The 17,639-nt window shown below is 61.8% G+C and carries 18 protein-coding genes; 8 read left to right on the forward strand and 10 right to left on the reverse strand.

Translation table 11 applies throughout. The features are described 5' to 3' along the window. Position 1 precedes the first annotated feature (1 nt). Positions 2–205: a twin transmembrane helix small protein gene (locus GDV60_RS01170; protein WP_029290319.1), complete on the reverse strand. Its 204-nt coding sequence runs from the start codon at positions 203–205 to the stop codon at positions 2–4. 84 nt (positions 206–289) lie between these two features. Between GDV60_RS01170 and GDV60_RS01175 the strand changes: the two genes are divergently transcribed. Genes GDV60_RS01175 through GDV60_RS01195 form a run of 5 tightly spaced genes read left to right on the forward strand, consistent with a single transcriptional unit; the run spans position 290 to position 4,198 of the window. Further along, positions 290–1,030, forward strand: a complete 741-nt coding sequence (locus GDV60_RS01175; protein WP_159906023.1) for an SURF1 family protein — start codon at positions 290–292, stop codon at positions 1,028–1,030. Beyond that, complete coding sequence (locus GDV60_RS01180; RefSeq protein WP_029290323.1) at positions 996–1,589, forward strand: hypothetical protein; 594 nt, start codon at positions 996–998, stop codon at positions 1,587–1,589. The genes GDV60_RS01175 and GDV60_RS01180 overlap by 35 nt, the downstream gene beginning before the upstream one ends. A 10-nt stretch (positions 1,590–1,599) precedes the next feature. Beyond that, positions 1,600–2,679 carry a heme A synthase gene (locus GDV60_RS01185; RefSeq protein ID WP_159906025.1) on the forward strand — a complete coding sequence of 360 codons (1,080 nt, stop codon included), beginning with the start codon at positions 1,600–1,602 and terminating at the stop codon, positions 2,677–2,679. After that, positions 2,667–3,566, forward strand: coding sequence for a heme o synthase (gene cyoE / locus GDV60_RS01190; RefSeq protein ID WP_029290327.1), 900 nt, complete (start codon positions 2,667–2,669; stop codon positions 3,564–3,566). The genes GDV60_RS01185 and cyoE overlap by 13 nt, the downstream gene beginning before the upstream one ends. Continuing rightward, positions 3,563–4,198, forward strand: coding sequence for an SCO family protein (locus tag GDV60_RS01195; RefSeq protein ID WP_029290329.1), 636 nt, complete (start codon positions 3,563–3,565; stop codon positions 4,196–4,198). The genes cyoE and GDV60_RS01195 overlap by 4 nt, the downstream gene beginning before the upstream one ends. A gap of 157 nt (positions 4,199–4,355) precedes the next feature. Here GDV60_RS01195 and GDV60_RS01200 read toward each other — a convergent pair whose 3' ends face one another. From GDV60_RS01200 to GDV60_RS01210, 3 genes are read right to left on the reverse strand one after another with little or no spacing between them, the layout of a single operon-like run. Continuing rightward, positions 4,356–5,129 (reverse strand): MetQ/NlpA family ABC transporter substrate-binding protein, encoded by a 774-nt coding sequence (locus GDV60_RS01200; RefSeq protein ID WP_133715177.1) that lies wholly within the window; start codon positions 5,127–5,129, stop codon positions 4,356–4,358. Between the two features lie 50 nt (positions 5,130–5,179). Further along, entirely contained in the window at positions 5,180–5,854 is a 675-nt protein-coding gene (locus GDV60_RS01205) for a methionine ABC transporter permease (protein WP_029290333.1), read from the reverse strand. Next, positions 5,854–6,861, reverse strand: coding sequence for a methionine ABC transporter ATP-binding protein (locus GDV60_RS01210; protein WP_159906027.1), 1,008 nt, complete (start codon positions 6,859–6,861; stop codon positions 5,854–5,856). The genes GDV60_RS01205 and GDV60_RS01210 overlap by 1 nt, the downstream gene beginning before the upstream one ends. A 235-nt stretch (positions 6,862–7,096) precedes the next feature. On the opposite strand from GDV60_RS01210, the gene katE reads away from it, so the two are divergent. Continuing rightward, the gene (katE, locus tag GDV60_RS01215; protein ID WP_186351013.1) at positions 7,097–9,268 is read left to right on the forward strand and encodes a catalase HPII; all 2,172 of its coding nucleotides are present in this window, start codon (positions 7,097–7,099) and stop codon (positions 9,266–9,268) included. A 95-nt stretch (positions 9,269–9,363) separates the two neighbouring features. Here the strand turns inward: katE and GDV60_RS01220 are convergent, their stop codons facing one another. Genes GDV60_RS01220 through zur form a run of 4 tightly spaced genes read right to left on the reverse strand, consistent with a single transcriptional unit; the run spans position 9,364 to position 12,166 of the window. Continuing rightward, positions 9,364–10,083 carry a PA5502 family lipoprotein gene (locus tag GDV60_RS01220; RefSeq protein ID WP_029290339.1) on the reverse strand — a complete coding sequence of 240 codons (720 nt, stop codon included), beginning with the start codon at positions 10,081–10,083 and terminating at the stop codon, positions 9,364–9,366. A 37-nt stretch (positions 10,084–10,120) separates the two neighbouring features. Further along, a complete protein-coding gene (gene znuB / locus GDV60_RS01225; protein WP_029290341.1) occupies positions 10,121–10,909 on the reverse strand; it encodes a zinc ABC transporter permease subunit ZnuB in 789 nt (262 codons plus the stop codon). Further along, complete coding sequence (znuC, locus tag GDV60_RS01230) at positions 10,902–11,684, reverse strand: zinc ABC transporter ATP-binding protein ZnuC (RefSeq protein ID WP_029290343.1); 783 nt, start codon at positions 11,682–11,684, stop codon at positions 10,902–10,904. The genes znuB and znuC overlap by 8 nt, the downstream gene beginning before the upstream one ends. Then, complete coding sequence (gene zur, locus GDV60_RS01235; RefSeq protein ID WP_029290345.1) at positions 11,684–12,166, reverse strand: zinc uptake transcriptional repressor Zur; 483 nt, start codon at positions 12,164–12,166, stop codon at positions 11,684–11,686. The genes znuC and zur overlap by 1 nt, the downstream gene beginning before the upstream one ends. Before the next feature lie 58 nt (positions 12,167–12,224). Between zur and GDV60_RS01240 the strand changes: the two genes are divergently transcribed. After that, positions 12,225–13,154, forward strand: coding sequence for a zinc ABC transporter substrate-binding protein (locus GDV60_RS01240; protein ID WP_159906029.1), 930 nt, complete (start codon positions 12,225–12,227; stop codon positions 13,152–13,154). Between the two features lie 107 nt (positions 13,155–13,261). On the opposite strand, the gene GDV60_RS01245 is transcribed toward GDV60_RS01240, so the two are convergent. Then, positions 13,262–14,215 carry a homoserine kinase gene (locus GDV60_RS01245; protein ID WP_159906031.1) on the reverse strand — a complete coding sequence of 318 codons (954 nt, stop codon included), beginning with the start codon at positions 14,213–14,215 and terminating at the stop codon, positions 13,262–13,264. Between the two features lie 56 nt (positions 14,216–14,271). Next, on the reverse strand, positions 14,272–14,562 hold the full coding sequence (locus GDV60_RS01250) for a DUF2782 domain-containing protein (protein ID WP_104911281.1): 291 nt from the start codon (positions 14,560–14,562) through the stop codon (positions 14,272–14,274). A 74-nt stretch (positions 14,563–14,636) separates the two neighbouring features. Here GDV60_RS01250 and polA point away from each other — a divergent pair, with 74 nt between their 5' ends. Next, the gene (polA, locus tag GDV60_RS01255; protein WP_159906033.1) at positions 14,637–17,438 is read left to right on the forward strand and encodes a DNA polymerase I; all 2,802 of its coding nucleotides are present in this window, start codon (positions 14,637–14,639) and stop codon (positions 17,436–17,438) included. The last annotated feature ends 201 nt before the right edge of the window (positions 17,439–17,639 follow it).

The following is a 17,639-nucleotide window of genomic DNA, read 5'->3' on the forward strand; positions in this document are numbered from 1 at the left end:
CTTACCAGGGCGCGTGGGAAACCAGCTGGCCGCTGAAGAACCCCCAGGTGATCAACGCCAGGGTCATCACGGCCAGCACCACGCGCACGGTCAAGGCAGTGACAAGGCGATTGGAGTGGCCTTCGTCCTTGACCAGAAAGAACAAGCCACTGAACAGGCTCACAACGGTAGCGATCAGCATCAGGGCAATAGCGGCTTTGAGCATGGTCAGGCTCCAGGGCTGTTTTTTTGAGGGGCGGGCAATGAGATTCAGTATAGCCAGCGCAGCACCCACCTTTGCGGCAACGCCATGAAACCCTTTCGCCCCGGGATTGCGCCGACGCTGGTGGTGCTCGTGCTGCTGCCGCTGATGGTGTTCCTGGGTTTCTGGCAACTGTCCCGTGGCCAGGAAAAACAGGCGCTGCTGCAGAGTTATGCCGAGCGCCGGGCGGCGCCGCCTATCAGTGTTGAACAGTTGGATGGGGTGGCTGACCCAGCCTTTCGCCGGGTGCAGTTGCGCGGGCAGCTCGATGCCGGGCACAGCGTGCTGCTGGATAACCGCATGCGTGACGGCAAGGCCGGCGTCGAGTTGCTGCAACCCTTTCATGACCAGGCCAGCGGCCAGTGGCTGTTGCTCAATCGCGGCTGGCTGGCGTGGCCGGATCGACGCACGCCGCCGGCCTTCACCACGCCCGACCAGCCTTTGAATATCAATGCCTGGGTGTATGTCGCGCCGGGCGAGACGTTCCAGCTGCATGCCGACCCGGCAGTCGCGCAATGGCCGCGTTTGCTGACGGCGCTGCATCCACAGGCGCTGTGGGCCGAGTTGGACCGCAGCGGGTTTGCCTTTGAGCTGCGGGCCGAAGCCGGCCCTGCGACCTATGAAACCCAGTGGCCGGTAGTGGCCATGGGGCCGGAAAAACACTTGGGGTATGCCGTGCAGTGGTTCGCCATGGCGCTGGCGCTGCTGGGCCTTTACCTCTACCTCGGATGGCACAACGCAAGGGAGAAGCACCATGGGAGCGGCCATGAATCCACTCAACATGTCTGACACGCCAGCGGCGCCCAACCGGCGCAAGGGGCGCTGGCAACTGATCCTGATCCTGCTGATGGTGATCGGCCCGATGGTGCTGGCGACCCTGATGTACAAGTTGCAGTTCTGGGTGCCGGACAACCGCAGTGATCACGGCGAGATGATCGGCAATGGCCAGACCCGCGCCGATATCGGCGTGCAGGCCGACGAGCAGCGCTGGCAATTGCTGGTGACCGCCCCCGCAGCCTGCGCCGCCGATTGCCAGCAATTGGTCTACCTCGCGCGCCAACTGCAGATCGGCCTGGGCCGTGATGCGTCCCGCGCCAGCCATGCCCTGGCCAGTGCGCAGCCGCTTAGTGCCGAATACGAGACCAAGCTGAAAGCGGAGTATCCGCAGTTGCAGCGTTTGCCCCTGGACCTGCCGACCTTCAAGCAAAACGCTGCCGCGCCCGGCGATGCCCAACTGTGGATCGTCGACCCCCACGGCAACCTGGTGCTGCGCTATGACGCGCGGGTCAAGGGCAAGGATCTGCTCAACGACCTGCGCCATCTGCTGAAACTGTCGAATATCGGATAAGGGCATCGTCATGGCCAAACCTGGATTTCGCCTCGCGCTGTTTGCCACCCTGCTGGCGCTGATTGTCGTGTTGCTCGGCGCCTACACCCGCCTGACCCATGCCGGCCTCGGTTGCCCGGACTGGCCGGGTTGCTACGGCTTTATCAGCGTGCCTAAAAGCGAGGCCCAGTTGGCCCATGCCGAGCTGCATTTCCCGGATACGCCGGTGGAGGCCGACAAAGGCTGGAACGAGATGATCCACCGCTACGCCGCAGGCACCCTTGGGCTGCTGATCACGTTGCTGGCCGCTCGCGCCTGGACCCATCGCCGGCACTCGGGGCAACCCTTGAAGCTGCCGCTGTTCCTGCTGGCGGTGGTGTTCGCCCAGGCGGCCTTTGGCATGTGGACGGTGACGCTCAAGCTCTGGCCGCAGGTGGTCACCGGGCATTTGCTCGGCGGGTTTGCGACGTTGAGCCTGCTGTTTTTGCTGACCCTGCGTTTGTCCGGGGTGTTGCCGGCGCTGATCGTGCCCAGGCGCTTGCAGTACTGGGCCACGGCGGGCCTGGTGATGGTGATCGGGCAGGTGGCGCTGGGTGGTTGGGTCAGCTCCAACTATGCGGCGGTGGCCTGTATCGACTTGCCGACGTGCCATGGCGAGTGGTGGCCGGCGGCGGACTTTGCCAATGGCTTTCACCTGACCCAGCATATCGGCCCCAACTATCTGGGCGGGCAACTGGACAGCGACGCACGCACGGCGATTCACCTGACCCATCGCATAGGCGCGCTGGCGGTCACCGTGGTGCTGCTGGGGCTGGCCTGGCAGCTCAAGGCGGTGGGCATGACGCGCCTCGCCGGGTTGCTGCTGGTGGCGCTCGCCTTGCAGATCGGCCTGGGCCTGAGCAATGTGTACTTTCATTTGCCGCTGCCGGTTGCGGTCGCCCATAACGCCGGCGGTGCAGCGCTGCTGCTGACCCTGGTGCTGGTCAATTACCACGCCCGTACCAGCCTGGTGCGGGTCCGCCATCAAGTGCCGTTCGGTTGGCGCTTCAGCCCGCGCAAACACGTTTCGGGCCTGATCACCCTTAAAGGAGAGATGCCATGGCGACCTTGATTGGCGAGCGTCACAGCCAGGCGATCTGGCGTGACTATCTGGAGCTGACCAAGCCCAAGGTGGTGGTGCTGATGCTGATCACCTCGCTGGTGGGCATGTTTCTCGCCACTCGCGCCGGTGTGCCGTGGACGGTGCTGATCTTCGGCAACCTGGGGATTGCCCTGTGCGCTGGTGGCGCAGCGGCGGTGAACCATGTGGTGGACCGGCGTATTGATGCGCTGATGGCGCGTACTCACAAGCGGCCGTTGGCCGAAGGCCGGGTGTCCCCGGTCGCCGCGCTGACATTTGCCCTGGCGCTGGCGGTGGCCGGGCTGGGCTTGTTGCTGGCCTTTACCAACCCGTTGGCGGCCTGGCTGACGCTGGCCTCGTTGCTGGGCTATGCGGTGATCTACACCGGCTTCCTCAAGCGCGCGACGCCGCAGAACATCGTGATCGGCGGCCTGGCCGGTGCGGCGCCGCCGTTACTCGGTTGGGTGGCGGTCACCGGCCATGTGAGTGCCGAGCCATTGCTGCTGGTGCTGATCATCTTTGCCTGGACCCCACCGCACTTCTGGGCCCTGGCCATTCATCGCAAGGAGGAGTACGCCAAGGCCGATATCCCGATGCTGCCGGTGACCCACGGCGAGCACTACACCAAGGTGCATATCCTGCTCTACACCTTCGCGCTGCTGGCGGTGAGCCTGATGCCCTATGTGATCCATATGAGCGGGCTGTTGTACCTGGGCTGTGCACTGGTTCTGGGCGCACGCTTTCTGCAATGGGCCTGGGTGCTGTACCGTGGCAGTCGGCCGCACGCGGCGATCAATACCTTCAAGTACTCTATCTGGTACCTGTTCCTGCTATTTATCGCCCTGCTCGTAGACCACTACTTATTGTTGAACCTATGACTCGAACTCAAAAAACTGTCTTCATCCTGGTGGCCATCGTGGCGTTGGTCATGGGCCTGACCGTCAATAAAGTACTGTCCGGCAAGGGCCAGGGCGACCCTACGGCATTGATCGACGCGGGCATTATCCTGCTGCCGCAAAGCCGCCAGCTGCCGCCGGTGACCATGACCAACCAGGACGGCCAGCCGGTGCTGGTCAACGAGTTGAAGGGCAAGTGGAGTGTGCTGTTCTTCGGCTACACCTTCTGCCCGGACATCTGCCCGACCACCCTCGCCCAGCTGCGCCAGATCAAGAGCGAGCTGCCCAAGGACGTAGTGGATAAGCTGCAGGTGATCCTGGTCAGCGTTGACCCCCATCGCGATACCCCGACGCAGCTCAAGCAATACCTGGGCTACTTCGATCCGCAATTTGCAGGCCTGACCGGCGCGAATGTGGAGGATGTGCAGAAGGTGTCGAATGCGGTGAGCATTCCGTTCATTCCGGCCGATACCAGCAAGCCGAACTACACCGTCGATCACAGCGGCAACCTGGCCTTGATCGGCCCGGATGGCACCCAGCGTGGGTTTATCCGTGCGCCGTTGAACAACCAGAAGCTGGTGGCGCAGTTGCCGGGGTTGTTGCAGCGCAACTAGTTCTGGAGTAAATCCAGCCGACAACCCAGATCAACTGTGGGAGCTGGCTTGCCTGCGATAGCGTCAGGTCAGCCAGCCTTTTGGTCGCTGATCCACCGCTATCGCAGGCAAGCCAGCTCCCACATTCGATCTCCAGTGTTTTGGCGATCGTGCTCGATCAGAACGCCGGCAGAATTGCGCCTTTGTACTTCTCGTTGATGAATTTCTTCACCTCGGGAGTGTGCAGGGCTTTGACCAGTTTCTGCACTGCGTCCGAATCCTTGTTGTCCTCGCGGGTCACCAGGATGTTGACGTAAGGCGAGTCGTTGCCTTCGATCGCCAGGGCATCCTTGGCAGGGTCCAGCTTGGCTTCCAGGGCGTAGTTGGTGTTGATCAGCGCCAGGTCGACCTGGGTCAGCACGCGTGGCAGGGTGGCGGCTTCCAGTTCGCGGAATTTCAGGCCCTTTTCATTGCCGGTGATGTCCTTGATGGTCGACAGAATATCGGTCGGGTCCTTCAAGGTGATCAGGCCCTTGCTGGCCAGCAGCAACAGCGCGCGGCCGCCGTTGGTGGCGTCGTTGGGGATGACCACGTTGGCACCGTCCGGCAGCTCGGCCAGGGTCTTGTACTTGCTGGAGTACGCGCCCAGGGGCTCCAGGTGCACGCGGGCCACACTCACCAGGTGAGTGCCCTTGGCCTTGTTGAACTCATCCAGGTACGGCTTGTGCTGGAAGAAGTTGGCATCCAGGCGCTTCTCGGCCACTTGTACGTTCGGCTGCACGTAGTCGGTGAACACCTTGACCTTCAAGTCCACGCCTTGTGCGGCCAGGGCCGGCTTCACGAACTCAAGGATCTCAGCGTGGGGCACCGGCGTGGCGGCGACCGTCAGGGTCTCGTCGGCATGGGCGGAAAACGCGGCAACCGCGGCGAAAGCAACCAGTAGTTTTTTCATCCAACAAGCTCCTTGTTCGGGCATCTGCCGGCGGGCGCCGGTAATGGCCGTTATTTTCGAGAGTAGTGTGTCACCAGCTTATCGCCGATGGTTTGCAGAATTTGCACCAGCACAATCAACATCACCACGGTGACGACCATCACGTCATCCTGGAAACGCTGGTACCCATAACGGATCGCCAGGTCGCCCAGGCCGCCGGCACCTACTACGCCGGCCATGGCGGTGTAGCCCACCAGGGCAATGGCGGTCACGGTGATTGCCGCAATGATGCCCGGCTTTGCCTCGGGCAGCAGCGCCTTGGTGATGATCTGCCGGGTGGTCGCGCCCATGGCCTGGGTCGCCTCGATGATGCCGCGATCGACCTCGCGCAGGGCGGTTTCCACCAGCCGGGCGAAGAACGTCGAAGCGCCCACCACCAGCGGCGGAATCGCACCGGCCACGCCAAGCGACGTGCCCGTGAGGAATACCGTCGTCGGGATCATCACAATCAGCAGAATGATAAACGGCAAGGAGCGGATGGCGTTGACCACGAAGGCCAGGGCGGCATAGGTGGTTTTCTGCTCCAGCAACTGGCGTGGGCTGAACAGAAACAGCAGGATGCCCAGCGGCAGGCCCACCAGTACGGTGAAAAACAGCGAGGTGCTGAGCATCAGCATGGTGTCGCTGGTGGCTACCCAGATATCAGCCCAGTCGACGTTGTCGAAGTAATGCAGTAACACGTCCATTAACGCAGGACCTCCATGTGCACATCGGCTGCGGTAAAGCGTGCGAATGCCGCTTCCATGTCACCGCCGGTGATGGCCAGGGTCAGTTGCCCGTAAGGGGTATCTTTTATGTGGTCGATGCGACCGGCCAGGATGCTGTAGTCCACACCCGTTTCGCGGGCGACGGTACCCAGCAGGGGCGCGTAGGTCGCTTCGCCCTGGAACGTCAGGCGCACGATGCGGCCTGGTACATGGGCGAAGACATCGCGCTGCTCGCCTTCATCGACCTGCTCGGCTTCCTGCACGAACCGTTTGGTGGTTGCGTGCGTGGGGTGCAGGAACACCTGGGCGACCGGGCCTTGCTCGACGATCACACCGGCATCCATCACCGCGACCTGGTCGCAGACACGACGGATCACGTCCATCTCGTGGGTGATTAACACGATCGTCAGGTTCAGCTCGCGGTTGATCTCGGCCAGCAGTTGCAGGACCGAGGCAGTGGTCTGCGGGTCAAGGGCGCTGGTGGCTTCGTCGCACAGCAGGATTTTTGGCTTGGTGGCCAGGGCGCGGGCGATGCCGACGCGCTGCTTCTGGCCACCGGACAACTGCGCCGGGTACTTCTTGGCATGGTCGGACAGGCCAACCCGGTCCAGCAGTTCGGCCACGCGCGCATCGATCTCGCGGCGCGACAACTCACCGGCCAGGGCCAGCGGCAGCGCGACGTTGTCGGCGACGGTCTTGGAGGCCAGCAGGTTGAAGTGCTGGAAGATCATCCCGACCTGCTGCCGGAAACGGCGCAGGCCATTGGCATCCAGGGCGGTGACTTCTTCGCCGTCGACCTTGATCTGGCCGCCCGAAGGTTCTTCCAGGCGGTTTATCAGGCGCAGCAGAGTACTTTTTCCCGCACCAGAGTGGCCAATCAGGCCGAACACCTGGCCGTTCTCGACGCGCAGGCTGGTGGGGTGCAGGGCGGGGATATCCTTACCGGCGACCCGGTAGGTTTTATGGACGTTATGAAACTCGATCACGTAGCGAACCTTGTGGGGCGCATTGAAAAGGGATCAGCGGTTAGCCGGGCGCGCATTTTAGCCTGTCCATCTAGTGTTTCTTAGCATTTATTTCGTATTCAACCAGCGATTTGGCAATAACGCGATCAAAGGTCATAAAAAAGGAACGGTCAAAAACCGTGTCAGTCACTACTTAAGCAACTCGATTTCCCGGGTGCCGTGCCCGGGGTTTTGCTCAAACGAGCCAGGGACCGCTCTGGCCTACGCAAACGAGGAGTTTTGTCTGATGAGTACCAAGAAACCCGCCCAGGCGCCCAAGAGCGAGCTTGCTGGCACCGATACCCTGGACCGTGGCAACACCAATGCCAAGCTGCAAAGCCTGGAAAAATCCCGCTCGGATGCCACTGGCCAGGCACTGCGCACCAATCAGGGGGTGAAAATCTCCGACAACCAGAACACCTTGAAAGCCGGCGCACGCGGGCCTTCGCTGCTGGAAGATTTCATCATGCGTGAAAAGATCACGCACTTTGACCACGAGCGGATCCCGGAGCGCATCGTGCACGCCCGCGGCACTGGCGCCCATGGCTACTTCCAGACCTATGAAAACCACTCGGCGCTGACCAAGGCGGGTTTTTTGCGTGACCCTGGCCATAAAACCCCGGTGTTCACGCGTTTTTCCACGGTGCAGGGCCCACGTGGTTCGGGCGATACGGTGCGTGACGTGCGTGGTTTTGCCGTGAAGTTCTTCACCGAAGAAGGCAACTTCGACCTGGTGGGCAACAACATGCCGGTATTTTTCATTCAGGACGCGATTAAGTTTCCTGACTTCGTGCATGCGGTAAAACCTGAGCCGCACAACGAAATTCCTACCGGCGGCTCGGCCCACGACACGTTCTGGGATTTTGTCTCGCTGCAGCCGGAATCGGCGCACATGGTGATCTGGGCGATGTCCGACCGCGCCATCCCAAAAAGCCTGCGCAGCATGCAGGGTTTTGGTGTGCATACGTTCCGCTTGGTCAATGCCGAGGGTAAGTCCAACTTCGTCAAATTCCACTGGCGGCCGACGGCGGGCACCTGTTCCCTGGTGTGGGACGAAGCGCAGAAACTGGCGGGTAAAGATACCGATTACCACCGTCGCGACCTGTGGGACGCCATCGAGATGGGCGATTACCCGGAGTGGGAACTGGGGGTGCAGATTATTCCCGAGGATAAAGAGCATGCCTTCGACTTCGATATCCTCGACCCGACCAAGCTGATTCCCGAAGAATTGGTGCCCATCACCCCGTTGGGCAAGATGGTGCTCAACCGCAACCCGGATAACTTTTTCGCGGAAGTCGAGCAGGTCGCCTTCTGCCCAGGCCATATCGTGCCGGGTATCGACTTCTCCAATGACCCACTGCTGCAAGGTCGGTTGTTTTCCTACACCGACACGCAGATCAGCCGTCTGGGTGGCCCGAACTTTCACCAGTTGCCGATCAACCAACCGGTGACGCCACTGCATAACAACCAGCGCGATGCCATGCACCGCAGCACCATCGACAAAGGCCGTGCGGCTTACGAGCCGAACTCCATTGACGGCGGCTGGCCGAAGGAAACGCCTCCGGCCGCGCAGGACGGCGGTTTCGAATCTTACCCGGAGCGCATCGACGCGCACAAAATCCGCGAGCGCAGTGAGTCATTCAGCGATCACTTTTCCCAGGCGCGCCTGTTTTTCAACAGCATGAGCAAGCACGAGCAGGAGCACATCATCGCGGCCTACAGCTTTGAGCTGGGCAAGGTCGAGCGTGAGTTTATCCGGGCGCGCCAGGTCAACGAGATCCTGGCCAACATCGACCTGGAGCTGGCCAAGCGCGTGGCGCAGAACCTGGGCCTGCCGGTGCCGAAAAAAGGCACCGTGCCAGTGCGCAAGACCGCGCCAGAGCGCTCGCCGGCCTTGAGCCAGGCCAACCTGCTGCCAGGGGGTATCAAGACGCGCAAGGTGGCGATCCTGGCGGCCAATGGTGTTGATGGTGCAGCCATCGCAGCGTTGAAAAAGGCGCTGGCCGCAGAAGGGGCCCATGCCAAATTGCTTGGGCCGACCTCGGCGCCGGTAACCACGGCCGATGGCAAGAGCCTGGCGGTGGATGCCTCGATGGAAGGTTTGCCGTCAGTGGCATTCGACGCGGTGTTTGTGCCGGGTGGGGCGAAGTCGATCCAGGCATTGAGCGGCGATGGTGTGGCGTTGCACTACCTGCTGGAGGCCTACAAGCATTTGAAGGCGATTGCCTTGGCCGGTGAGGCGAAGCAGTTGTTGGCGGTGTTGAAGCTGGAGGCGGATGCGGGCTTGATTGTTGGCGGGGATGCCAAGGCGTTGAAGGCGTTTATTGCGGCAATTGCCCAGCATCGGGTTTGGGAGCGCGAGCCTCGGGCCAAGGCGGTTCCAGCTTAAGTTTTTGGTTGTTTGATAGGGCGCCATCGCGGGCAAGCCCGCTCCCACATTTGAAATGTATTCCAATGTGGGAGCGGGCTTGCCCGCGATTGGCGTCAGTCGGCTTTACGCGGAATCAGCACAACCTGCGCCGGAATATGCTTGAGGATCTGCCGGTGAATCTTCAGGTCATACCCTGAATCTATCCGCTTCACTCGTTTGCTCAGCAGCGTGTTCAGCCACGGGTAATCCTCGGTGCGCGGCACCTGGATGCTCACATCACACTGGTAATTCACCACGTCGGTGGCGATGGCATCCAGTTGATGGCGCAATTGCTGAATATCCGTGAGGTTCAGCGCAACCGTGGTGCTTTCGGCGGCGGGGTCGATGACCTTGGCCGGTGGCTTGGCTTCGGCGGCCTTGAGGGCGGCTTCGGCTTTATCCAGCTCGGCTTTGCGCGCGTGAGCGATGGCGCTATTGACTCCGCCCGTCAGCGCCGGCGCCTTGGGCATCAAGGCCCGGGCACGGCTCAAGGCAGTGGCGGCGGCGTTGACATCACCTTTTTGCAGGACGATCTGGCTACGCTGCAGATAGGCTTCGGCCAACTGGCGCTGATAAGGCTCCAGCGCCGGATCGTCGGGCGATTGGGCCTGCAGGGCGGCGAGTTGGTCTTCGGCGGTGGCCAGCTCGCTGCTGGCCAGGTTTTGTTCCAGCTGTGCAATGGCCGCAGCGCGCGCGTCCGGAACCTCGGGGGCGACGGGCGGGGTGCTTTGGCAGGCGCCCAGCAGCAGGGAAAATGCGGCAAGGAGCAGATAACGGGAGGTGAACGGCTTCATTCCTGCGACTCTCTAATTGCGCAAAAAGCGAGCAAGTCTACACCCCTCGACGGGGCAGGACAAAACTCAGCAGAAACAGTGCGGCGGCCGTGACCACAATCGACGGCCCGGCCGGGGTGTCCTTGAACCAGGACAGCGCCAGGCCACCACACACGGCAAGCATCCCCAGCAAACTGGCGCCGACCGCCATCTGTTCCGGTGAGCGTGCATGACGCTGGGCGGCGGCGGCGGGGATGATCAACAGCGACGTGATCAACAATACGCCGACAATCTTCATTGCGACAGCAATCACCACGGCGATCAGCAACATCAGGGTCATGCGCAGCGCCGGCACGGGCAAACCTTCGACGGTGGCCAGTTGTTCGTGCACGGTAATTGCCAGCAGCGGTCGCCACAGGGCCACCAGCAGGATCAATACCGCCGCGCTGCCGCCGAGAATCCAGGCCAGGTCCGTGGGGCTGATCGCCAGCAGGTCGCCGAACAGGTAGGCCATCAGGTCGATACGCACTTCATGCATAAAGCTCAGGACCACCAGGCCCAGGGACAGGGTGCTGGGTGCGAGGATCCCCAGCAGCGTGTCCGAAGCCAGGGGCTGGCGCTGTTGCAGGGTCACCAGCAGCACGGCGAGCAGCAGGCAGCCAACGGTCACGGCGATGGTCGGGCTGACGTCCAGCAAAAAGCCCAGGGCTACGCCGAGCAGGGCCGCGTGGGACAAGGTGTCGCCAAAGTAGGCCATGCGCCGCCAGACCACGAACGAACCCAGCGGGCCCGCCACCAGCGCCAAAGCCAAGCCTGCAAGCAGGGCGTAGAGCAGAAAATCAGCCATGCTTGCAGCTATCTCCGTGGACGTGGGTATGGGGAGCCGGATCGGCAACCACGGCGCCATGCAGGTCATGGGCGTGGTCGTGATGGTGGTGGTAAATCGCCAGGCTCTGGGCGTTCTTGCCGAACAATTCGACGAAGGCCGGGTCGCCGCTGACCTGCTCCGGATGGCCGGAGCAGCAGACGTGGCGGTTGAGGCATACCACCTGGTCGGTGGTGCTCATTACCAGGTGCAGGTCGTGGGAGACCATCAGCACGCCACAGCCGTGACGGTCGCGCAGGCGGGTAATCAGGCTGTAGAGCTCGGCCTGGCCGGCCACATCGACGCCCTGTACCGGCTCATCGAGCACCAGCAGTTCGGGTTCGCGCAGCAGGGCACGGGCCAGCAGGACGCGCTGCATTTCGCCACCGGAGATGCTTTGTACCGGGCTGTCGATGACCTGCTCGGCCCCGACTTCCTTGAGCGCAGCCAGGGCGCGGGCGCGATCCACGCCGGGTACCAGGCGCAAAAAGCGCAGCACTGAAAGCGGCAAGGTCGGGTCGACGTGCAGTTTCTGCGGCATATAGCCGATGCGCAGCTTGGGCTTGCGCCAGACACTGCCGCTGTCGGGCTTGAGCAGGCCCAGCACGGCACGCACCAGGGTGGTCTTGCCGGCGCCGTTGGGGCCGATCAGGGTAACGATCTGCCCCGGTTCGACGCTCAGGTGAATGTTGTCCAGCACGTTCTGGCCGGCGAACGTGACGCCGACCTGCTCCAGGCGGATTAGCGCAGTGCTCATCAAGCCCCCTGGCAGCCCGAGCAGATGCCTACTACTTCGACGGTCTGCCCTTCGACTCGGAAGCCCACATCGCCGGCACTCTTGATGATCGCGTCGCTGATGCTTTTTTGTTCAAGCTCGATGGCGGCGTGGCATTCACGGCAGATCAGGAACTGGCCCTGGTGCGCGTGTTCCGGGTGGTTGCAGCCGACAAAGGCATTTAATGAGGCGATACGGTGTACCAGGCCATTTTCCAGCAGGAAGTCCAGCGCACGGTACACCGTCGGCGGCGCGGCGCGGCGGCCATCCTGCTCGCTGAGTACGCCGAGAATGTCGTAGGCACCCAGGGGTTTGTGGCTCTGCCACACCAGTTCCAGCACCCGCCGGCGCAGGGCCGTCAGGCGCAGGCCTTGGCGTGCGCACAGGGCGTCGGCCTCTGACAGTGCGTTGTGGACGCAGTGAGAGTGGTCGTGGGGACGGCTGGCAAGCGGTGTTTTAGGCATGAGCGGCGACAGATATTTGTGAGAGACGTTATTATGTTACCCGTTCCTGCTGACTTGAGTGCTCATCGTGTCCCGACTTTTTGCCGTTTTTGTCGTATTTGTCACCAGTTTATGGATTGCCGGGGCTGCCCAGGCCGAGGTTCGGGTGCTGACCAGCATCAAGCCCTTGCAGCTGATTGCCGCCGCTGTGCAGGACGGGGTGGCGGTTCCAGAGGTGTTATTGCCGCCGGGAGCCTCGCCCCATAACTATGCATTGCGACCATCCGACGTACGGCGTGTGCAATCGGTGGATCTGCTGTACTGGATCGGTCCGGACATGGAAGGCTTCCTGCCTCGGGTGCTCAAGGGCCGCAGCTTGCCGACAGTCGCGGTGCAGGAGTTGCCGGGGCTCAAACTGCGTCATTTCGCCGAAGATAATCACTCCCATGGCGAAAAAGCCGCCGACCATGATCACGATCATCGTCCGGGAAGCCTGGATGCTCACCTGTGGTTGTCACCGGTCAATGCGCGGGTGATTGCTACAAAAATGGCAGCGGACTTGAGCGCGGCCGATCCGGCCAACGCGGCGCGCTACCAGAGCAACCTGCAGGGGTTCAACGCTCGCCTGGATGCCCTGGATGTGCGCCTCAAGGCGCGCCTGGCGGGTATCGCCGGCAAACCTTACTTCGTGTTCCACGAAGCCTTCGACTACTTTGAAGATGCCTATGGCCTCAAGCATACCGGCGTATTCAGCGTGGCCGCCGAAGTGCAACCCGGCGCCCAGCATGTGGCGGCGATGCGCACGCGCTTGCAGGAAGTGGGCAAGACCTGTGTGTTCAGCGAGCCGCCATTGCGCCCGCGCCTGGCCGAGACCCTGGTGGCAGGCCTGCCGGTGAAACTGGCGGAATTGGATGCCCTGGGCGGCTACACCCCGGCAACCGCTCAAGGCTATGAACAGTTGCTGGAAAAGCTGGGCAATAATTTGGCAGGGTGCCTGGAGTCACTGTAGGCACAGCGCCAAACCAATGTGGGAGCGGGCTTGCTCGCGAATGCGGTGTGTCAGTCACCCGCTACTTGGCTGACACACCGCATTCGCGAGCAAGCCCGCTCCCACATTTAGAGGGCGAGCGGCAGCTGGATCGCAACGTTCTGGCGCTGCTCCAGCCGTTGCTGGAACTCCACGGGGTCGTGAATCAACACGTCCTGCCCGGCAAATGTCTCGGCTGCAATCAGGCGTGACAGCCAGAACCGCACACAGGCCACGCGCAACATCGTCGGCCACAGTTCGGCTTCCCCGGTGCTGAACGGCCGCAGTGCCGCGTAGGCCCCCAGCAATGCCCGGGCGCGGTGGCCGTCAATCACCCCAGCTTCGTCCGAGCACCAGTCATTCAGGGCAATCGCCACGTCGTACAGCATCGGGCCGGAGCACGCGTTGTAGAAGTCGATCAGCCCGGTCAGGTGGGTGCCTTCGAACATTGCGTTGTCGCGAAACAGGTCGGCGTGAATGTTGGCGCGGGGCAGCGTGAGGATGTGTGCCTTGTGCTGCTGGATTTCATCCAGGGCCGCTTGCAGCAGGCGCTGTTGCTCAGCATCGAGGTGCGAGATCAGTTGCGCACCTTCGTCGAGCATCCAATCCAGCCCGCGATCGGTCTTGCGCTCCAGCACCTTGTCGCCCTGGGTGGCCAGGTGCAGGTGAGCGAGCAACTCACCCACTTGCACGCAATGCTGGGCGTTGGCGTGCTTGATGTGCTTGCCGGCAAGGCGCGGTTGCAGCAGCGCCGGCTTGCCTGCCAATTCGCGCAGGGCCACGCCGTCGGTGGTGCGCAGGGCGTAAGGCACCGGCAGGTCGGCGTCGTGGAGTACGTCCAGCAGTTCGATGAAGAACGGCATTTCGTCCACGGGGCCGCGCTCAACCAGGGTCAGGACAAATTCGCCCTGCTCCAGGCTGATAAAGAAGTTGGTGTTTTCGCTACCCGCGGCAATCCCCTGGAAATCGAGCAGGCGGCCGAGCCCATAAGGGGCGAGAAAGGTTTCCAGCTCGGGCCGAGCCAGGGGGGTGAACACAGACATGGTTAAAACTGCCATTACGGGCGCCGCGGGCCGCAGCGCCGATTGAAATTAAGAAATCATTTCCATTCGAAGATCTTCCATGAAGGGATCAGCATATCCGGCTGGTCCGAGCGGATGAAGTTTGCATCGGTTCCGTCCGCGCGCACCAGGAAATACGGGGGCGCGCCTTTCGGGGTTACCTTGATCGCATACAGGAAGCCATTTTGACGGTATTCCTGGATGGTCTTGTCGCCTTCCGTGCGAATGGTGACTTGCGGGTCCCCCGAGGGAGCGTCGTCTGCCGCCATGGCAGCCATCGGAGCGAGTGCAATCAAGCCGGTCAACAGCAGGCGATTGAATGTGCGCATGATAACCTTGTCCCTTTGTTGTCATTGGTCCGGCTATTCTAGCGCCTGACCCGCCGAAAAGGTTGATCCTGCTCATGAGCCAAGCCCCCCTCGTCCTGGTGGACGGTTCTTCATATCTGTACCGCGCCTTCCACGCGCTGCCGCCGCTGACCACGTCCAAAGGCCTGCCGACCGGTGCGGTCAAGGGCGTGCTGAACATGCTCAAAAGCCTGCGCAAGCAGTACCCGGACAGCCCGTTCGCGGTGGTGTTCGACGCCAAGGGTGGGACATTTCGCGATGATATGTACGCCGAATACAAAGCCAACCGCCCGAGCATGCCCGATGACATGCGCGTGCAGATCGAGCCGCTGCACCAGAGCGTAATTGCCCTGGGCTTCCCGCTGCTGTGCGTCGAAGGCGTTGAAGCGGACGACGTGATCGGCACCCTGGCCCGCAGCAGCGCGGCCGCTGACCGCCCGGTGGTGATCTCTACCGGCGACAAGGACATGGCTCAATTGGTCGATGGGCACATTACCTTGGTCAACACCATGACCGGTAGTGCGATGGACATCGACGGCGTTAAGGAGAAATTCGGCGTCGCTCCCGAGCAGATCATCGATTATCTGGCGCTGATGGGCGATTCCTCCGACAACATCCCAGGCGTTCCGGGGATTGGTCCTAAGACTGCTTCTGGTTTGCTGGTGGGTGTGAACGGCGGCTTGAAAGAGCTTTACGAGCAGCTCGATATTGTTCCGACCTTGCCGATCCGTGGGGCCAAGACCCTGCCGGCCAAGTTGGAAGAACATAAAGAGATGGCATTCCTGTCCTATCAGTTGGCGACCATCAAGGTCGACGTGCCTCTGGATGTTGGGCTGGAAGACTTGCACTTGATCGAACCTGATCGTGAAAAGCTGCTGGAGCTGTACACCCTGCTGGAGTTCAAGAGTTGGATCGATGAGATTCAGCGCGATGCCAAGCGGGTCGAGCTTAAGGCTGCTGCCGACGTAGCACCGGTGCAGTCTTCGGCTGAGCCTGAGGCCGCAGAGACGCTGGTGCCGGTCCAAGCGCAGTACGAAACCATCCTCGACCAGGCCCGTTTTGACGTGTGGTTGAAGAAACTCAATGACGCCAAGCTGATTGCCTTCGATACCGAAACCACCGGCGTCGATGCCCAGCAGGCGCAACTGGTGGGGGTTTCGTTCGCCGTACAGGCCAATGAAGCGGCCTACATCCCGCTGACCCATTCCTACATCGGCGTACCTGAGCAACTGGACCGCGATACGGTACTGCTGGCCTTGAAGCCGCTGCTGGAAGACCCGCAAAAGCTCAAGGTGGGCCAGCACGCCAAGTTCGACATGAATATCCTGGCCAATTGCGCCATCGGCGGCGACCCGGCACACGGCATCACCGTGCGCGGCATCGCGTTCGACACCATGCTTGAATCCTACGTGCTGAACTCCACCGCGACCCGCCACGACATGGATAGCCTGGCCAAAAAGTATCTGGAGCATGACACCGTCAGTTTCCAGGACATTGCCGGCAAAGGCGCCAAGCAACTGACCTTCGACCAGATTCCTCTGGAGCAGGCCGGCCCTTACGCCGCCGAAGACGCCGATGTGACCCTGCGTCTGCACCTGGCACTGCACGCACAACTCGCGGCACTGCCGAGCCTGGCCAGTGTGCTGACGGATATCGAGATGCCATTGGTGCCGGTACTGGCACGCATCGAGCGTCAGGGCGCCTTGGTGGATGCCGCGCTGTTGGGCGTGCAGAGCATCGAGCTGGGCAACAAGATGGTGGACCTGGAGCGCCAGGCGTATGAGATCGCCGGCGAGGAGTTCAACCTGGGTTCACCCAAGCAGTTGGGGGCGATCCTCTACGAAAAGCTCGGTCTGCCCGTGTTGAAGAAAACCGGCAAGGGCCAGGCCTCGACCGCCGAAGAAGTGCTGGCCAAGCTGGCCGAAGATGACTATCCGCTGCCCAGGGTGCTGATGCAGTACCGCAGCATGAGCAAACTCAAAAGCACCTACACCGACCGCTTGCCAGAGCAGATCAACCCGCGTACCGGGCGGATCCATACCTCTTACCACCAGGCCGTGGCAGCCACCGGGCGCTTGTCGTCCAGTGATCCGAACCTGCAGAACATCCCGGTGCGCACCGCCGAAGGCCGGCGGATCCGCCAGGCATTCGTCGCGCCCAAGGGCTACAAGTTGCTGGCGGCGGACTATTCGCAGATCGAACTGCGGATCATGGCGCACTTGTCCAAGGACGAGGGCTTGCTGAACGCGTTCCGCGACAACCTCGATGTGCACACGGCCACGGCGGCCGAGGTGTTCAAGGTCGAGTTGGGCAAGGTCACGTCCGATCAGCGCCGCAGCGCCAAGGCGATCAACTTCGGCCTGATCTACGGTATGGGCGCGCAGAAGCTGGGCAAGGATATCGGTGTCGATACCAAGACCGCCAAGGCTTATATCGATGTGTACTTCGCCCGCTACCCAGGCGTGCGCGAGTATATGGAGCGCACCCGCGCCCAGGCTTCCGATCAGGGTTACGTGGAAACCCTGTTCGGGCGCCGGCTGTACCTGCCGGACATCCACTCCAACAAACCCCAGGAGCGCGCGGGCGCCGAACGTACCGCGATCAACGCGCCGATGCAGGGCACGGCCGCCGATATCATCAAGAAAGCGATGGTCAAGGTCGACAACTGGCTGACGGAGTCGGGGCTGGACGCCAAGGTCATCCTGCAGGTGCACGATGAATTGGTGGTCGAGGTCCGTGAAGACCTGGTGGCCGAAGTCAGCGAGAAGATTCGTGAGCACATGAGTGGTGCTGCGAAACTGGATGTGCCGCTGCTGGTTGAGGTTGGGTTGGGTAACAACTGGGACGAAGCCCACTGATCACAGGGCGTTGCTGCGGCATCAAGTCGCAGCAACGCCTATAGATCGGAAACTGCCGACAGTTATTTCCAATAGTTTTTCCGGGCACCGGAACTTAACCCATGAAAAGTCACTCAGAGTTACTGAATGGGTGGTGAAGCCCTTCAATGCTCCTATGTTGTGTTAAGTGTTGGCAGATATCTGGACCCCGCCCTAGCGGTC

It is taken from the genome of Pseudomonas sp. DTU12.1, assembly GCF_009873475.1.
In the GTDB taxonomy this organism is placed as follows: domain Bacteria; phylum Pseudomonadota; class Gammaproteobacteria; order Pseudomonadales; family Pseudomonadaceae; genus Aquipseudomonas; species Aquipseudomonas proteolytica.

Coding starts and splice junctions, on each gene's coding strand:
- zur (WP_029290345.1), bottom strand. CDS start 12,166: ATGCCTAAAACACCGCTTGCCAGCCGTCCCCACGACCACTCTCACTGC.
- GDV60_RS01220 (WP_029290339.1), bottom strand. CDS start 10,083: ATGAAGCCGTTCACCTCCCGTTATCTGCTCCTTGCCGCATTTTCCCTG.
- znuB (WP_029290341.1), bottom strand. CDS start 10,909: ATGGCTGATTTTCTGCTCTACGCCCTGCTTGCAGGCTTGGCTTTGGCG.
- GDV60_RS01200 (WP_133715177.1), bottom strand. CDS start 5,129: ATGAAAAAACTACTGGTTGCTTTCGCCGCGGTTGCCGCGTTTTCCGCC.
- polA (WP_159906033.1), top strand. CDS start 14,637: ATGAGCCAAGCCCCCCTCGTCCTGGTGGACGGTTCTTCATATCTGTAC.
- GDV60_RS01205 (WP_029290333.1), bottom strand. CDS start 5,854: ATGGACGTGTTACTGCATTACTTCGACAACGTCGACTGGGCTGATATC.
- GDV60_RS01180 (WP_029290323.1), top strand. CDS start 996: ATGGGAGCGGCCATGAATCCACTCAACATGTCTGACACGCCAGCGGCG.
- GDV60_RS01250 (WP_104911281.1), bottom strand. CDS start 14,562: ATGCGCACATTCAATCGCCTGCTGTTGACCGGCTTGATTGCACTCGCT.
- znuC (WP_029290343.1), bottom strand. CDS start 11,684: ATGAGCACTGCGCTAATCCGCCTGGAGCAGGTCGGCGTCACGTTCGCC.
- cyoE (WP_029290327.1), top strand. CDS start 2,667: ATGGCGACCTTGATTGGCGAGCGTCACAGCCAGGCGATCTGGCGTGAC.
- GDV60_RS01195 (WP_029290329.1), top strand. CDS start 3,563: ATGACTCGAACTCAAAAAACTGTCTTCATCCTGGTGGCCATCGTGGCG.
- GDV60_RS01170 (WP_029290319.1), bottom strand. CDS start 205: ATGCTCAAAGCCGCTATTGCCCTGATGCTGATCGCTACCGTTGTGAGC.
- GDV60_RS01175 (WP_159906023.1), top strand. CDS start 290: ATGAAACCCTTTCGCCCCGGGATTGCGCCGACGCTGGTGGTGCTCGTG.
- GDV60_RS01245 (WP_159906031.1), bottom strand. CDS start 14,215: ATGTCTGTGTTCACCCCCCTGGCTCGGCCCGAGCTGGAAACCTTTCTC.
- GDV60_RS01185 (WP_159906025.1), top strand. CDS start 1,600: ATGGCCAAACCTGGATTTCGCCTCGCGCTGTTTGCCACCCTGCTGGCG.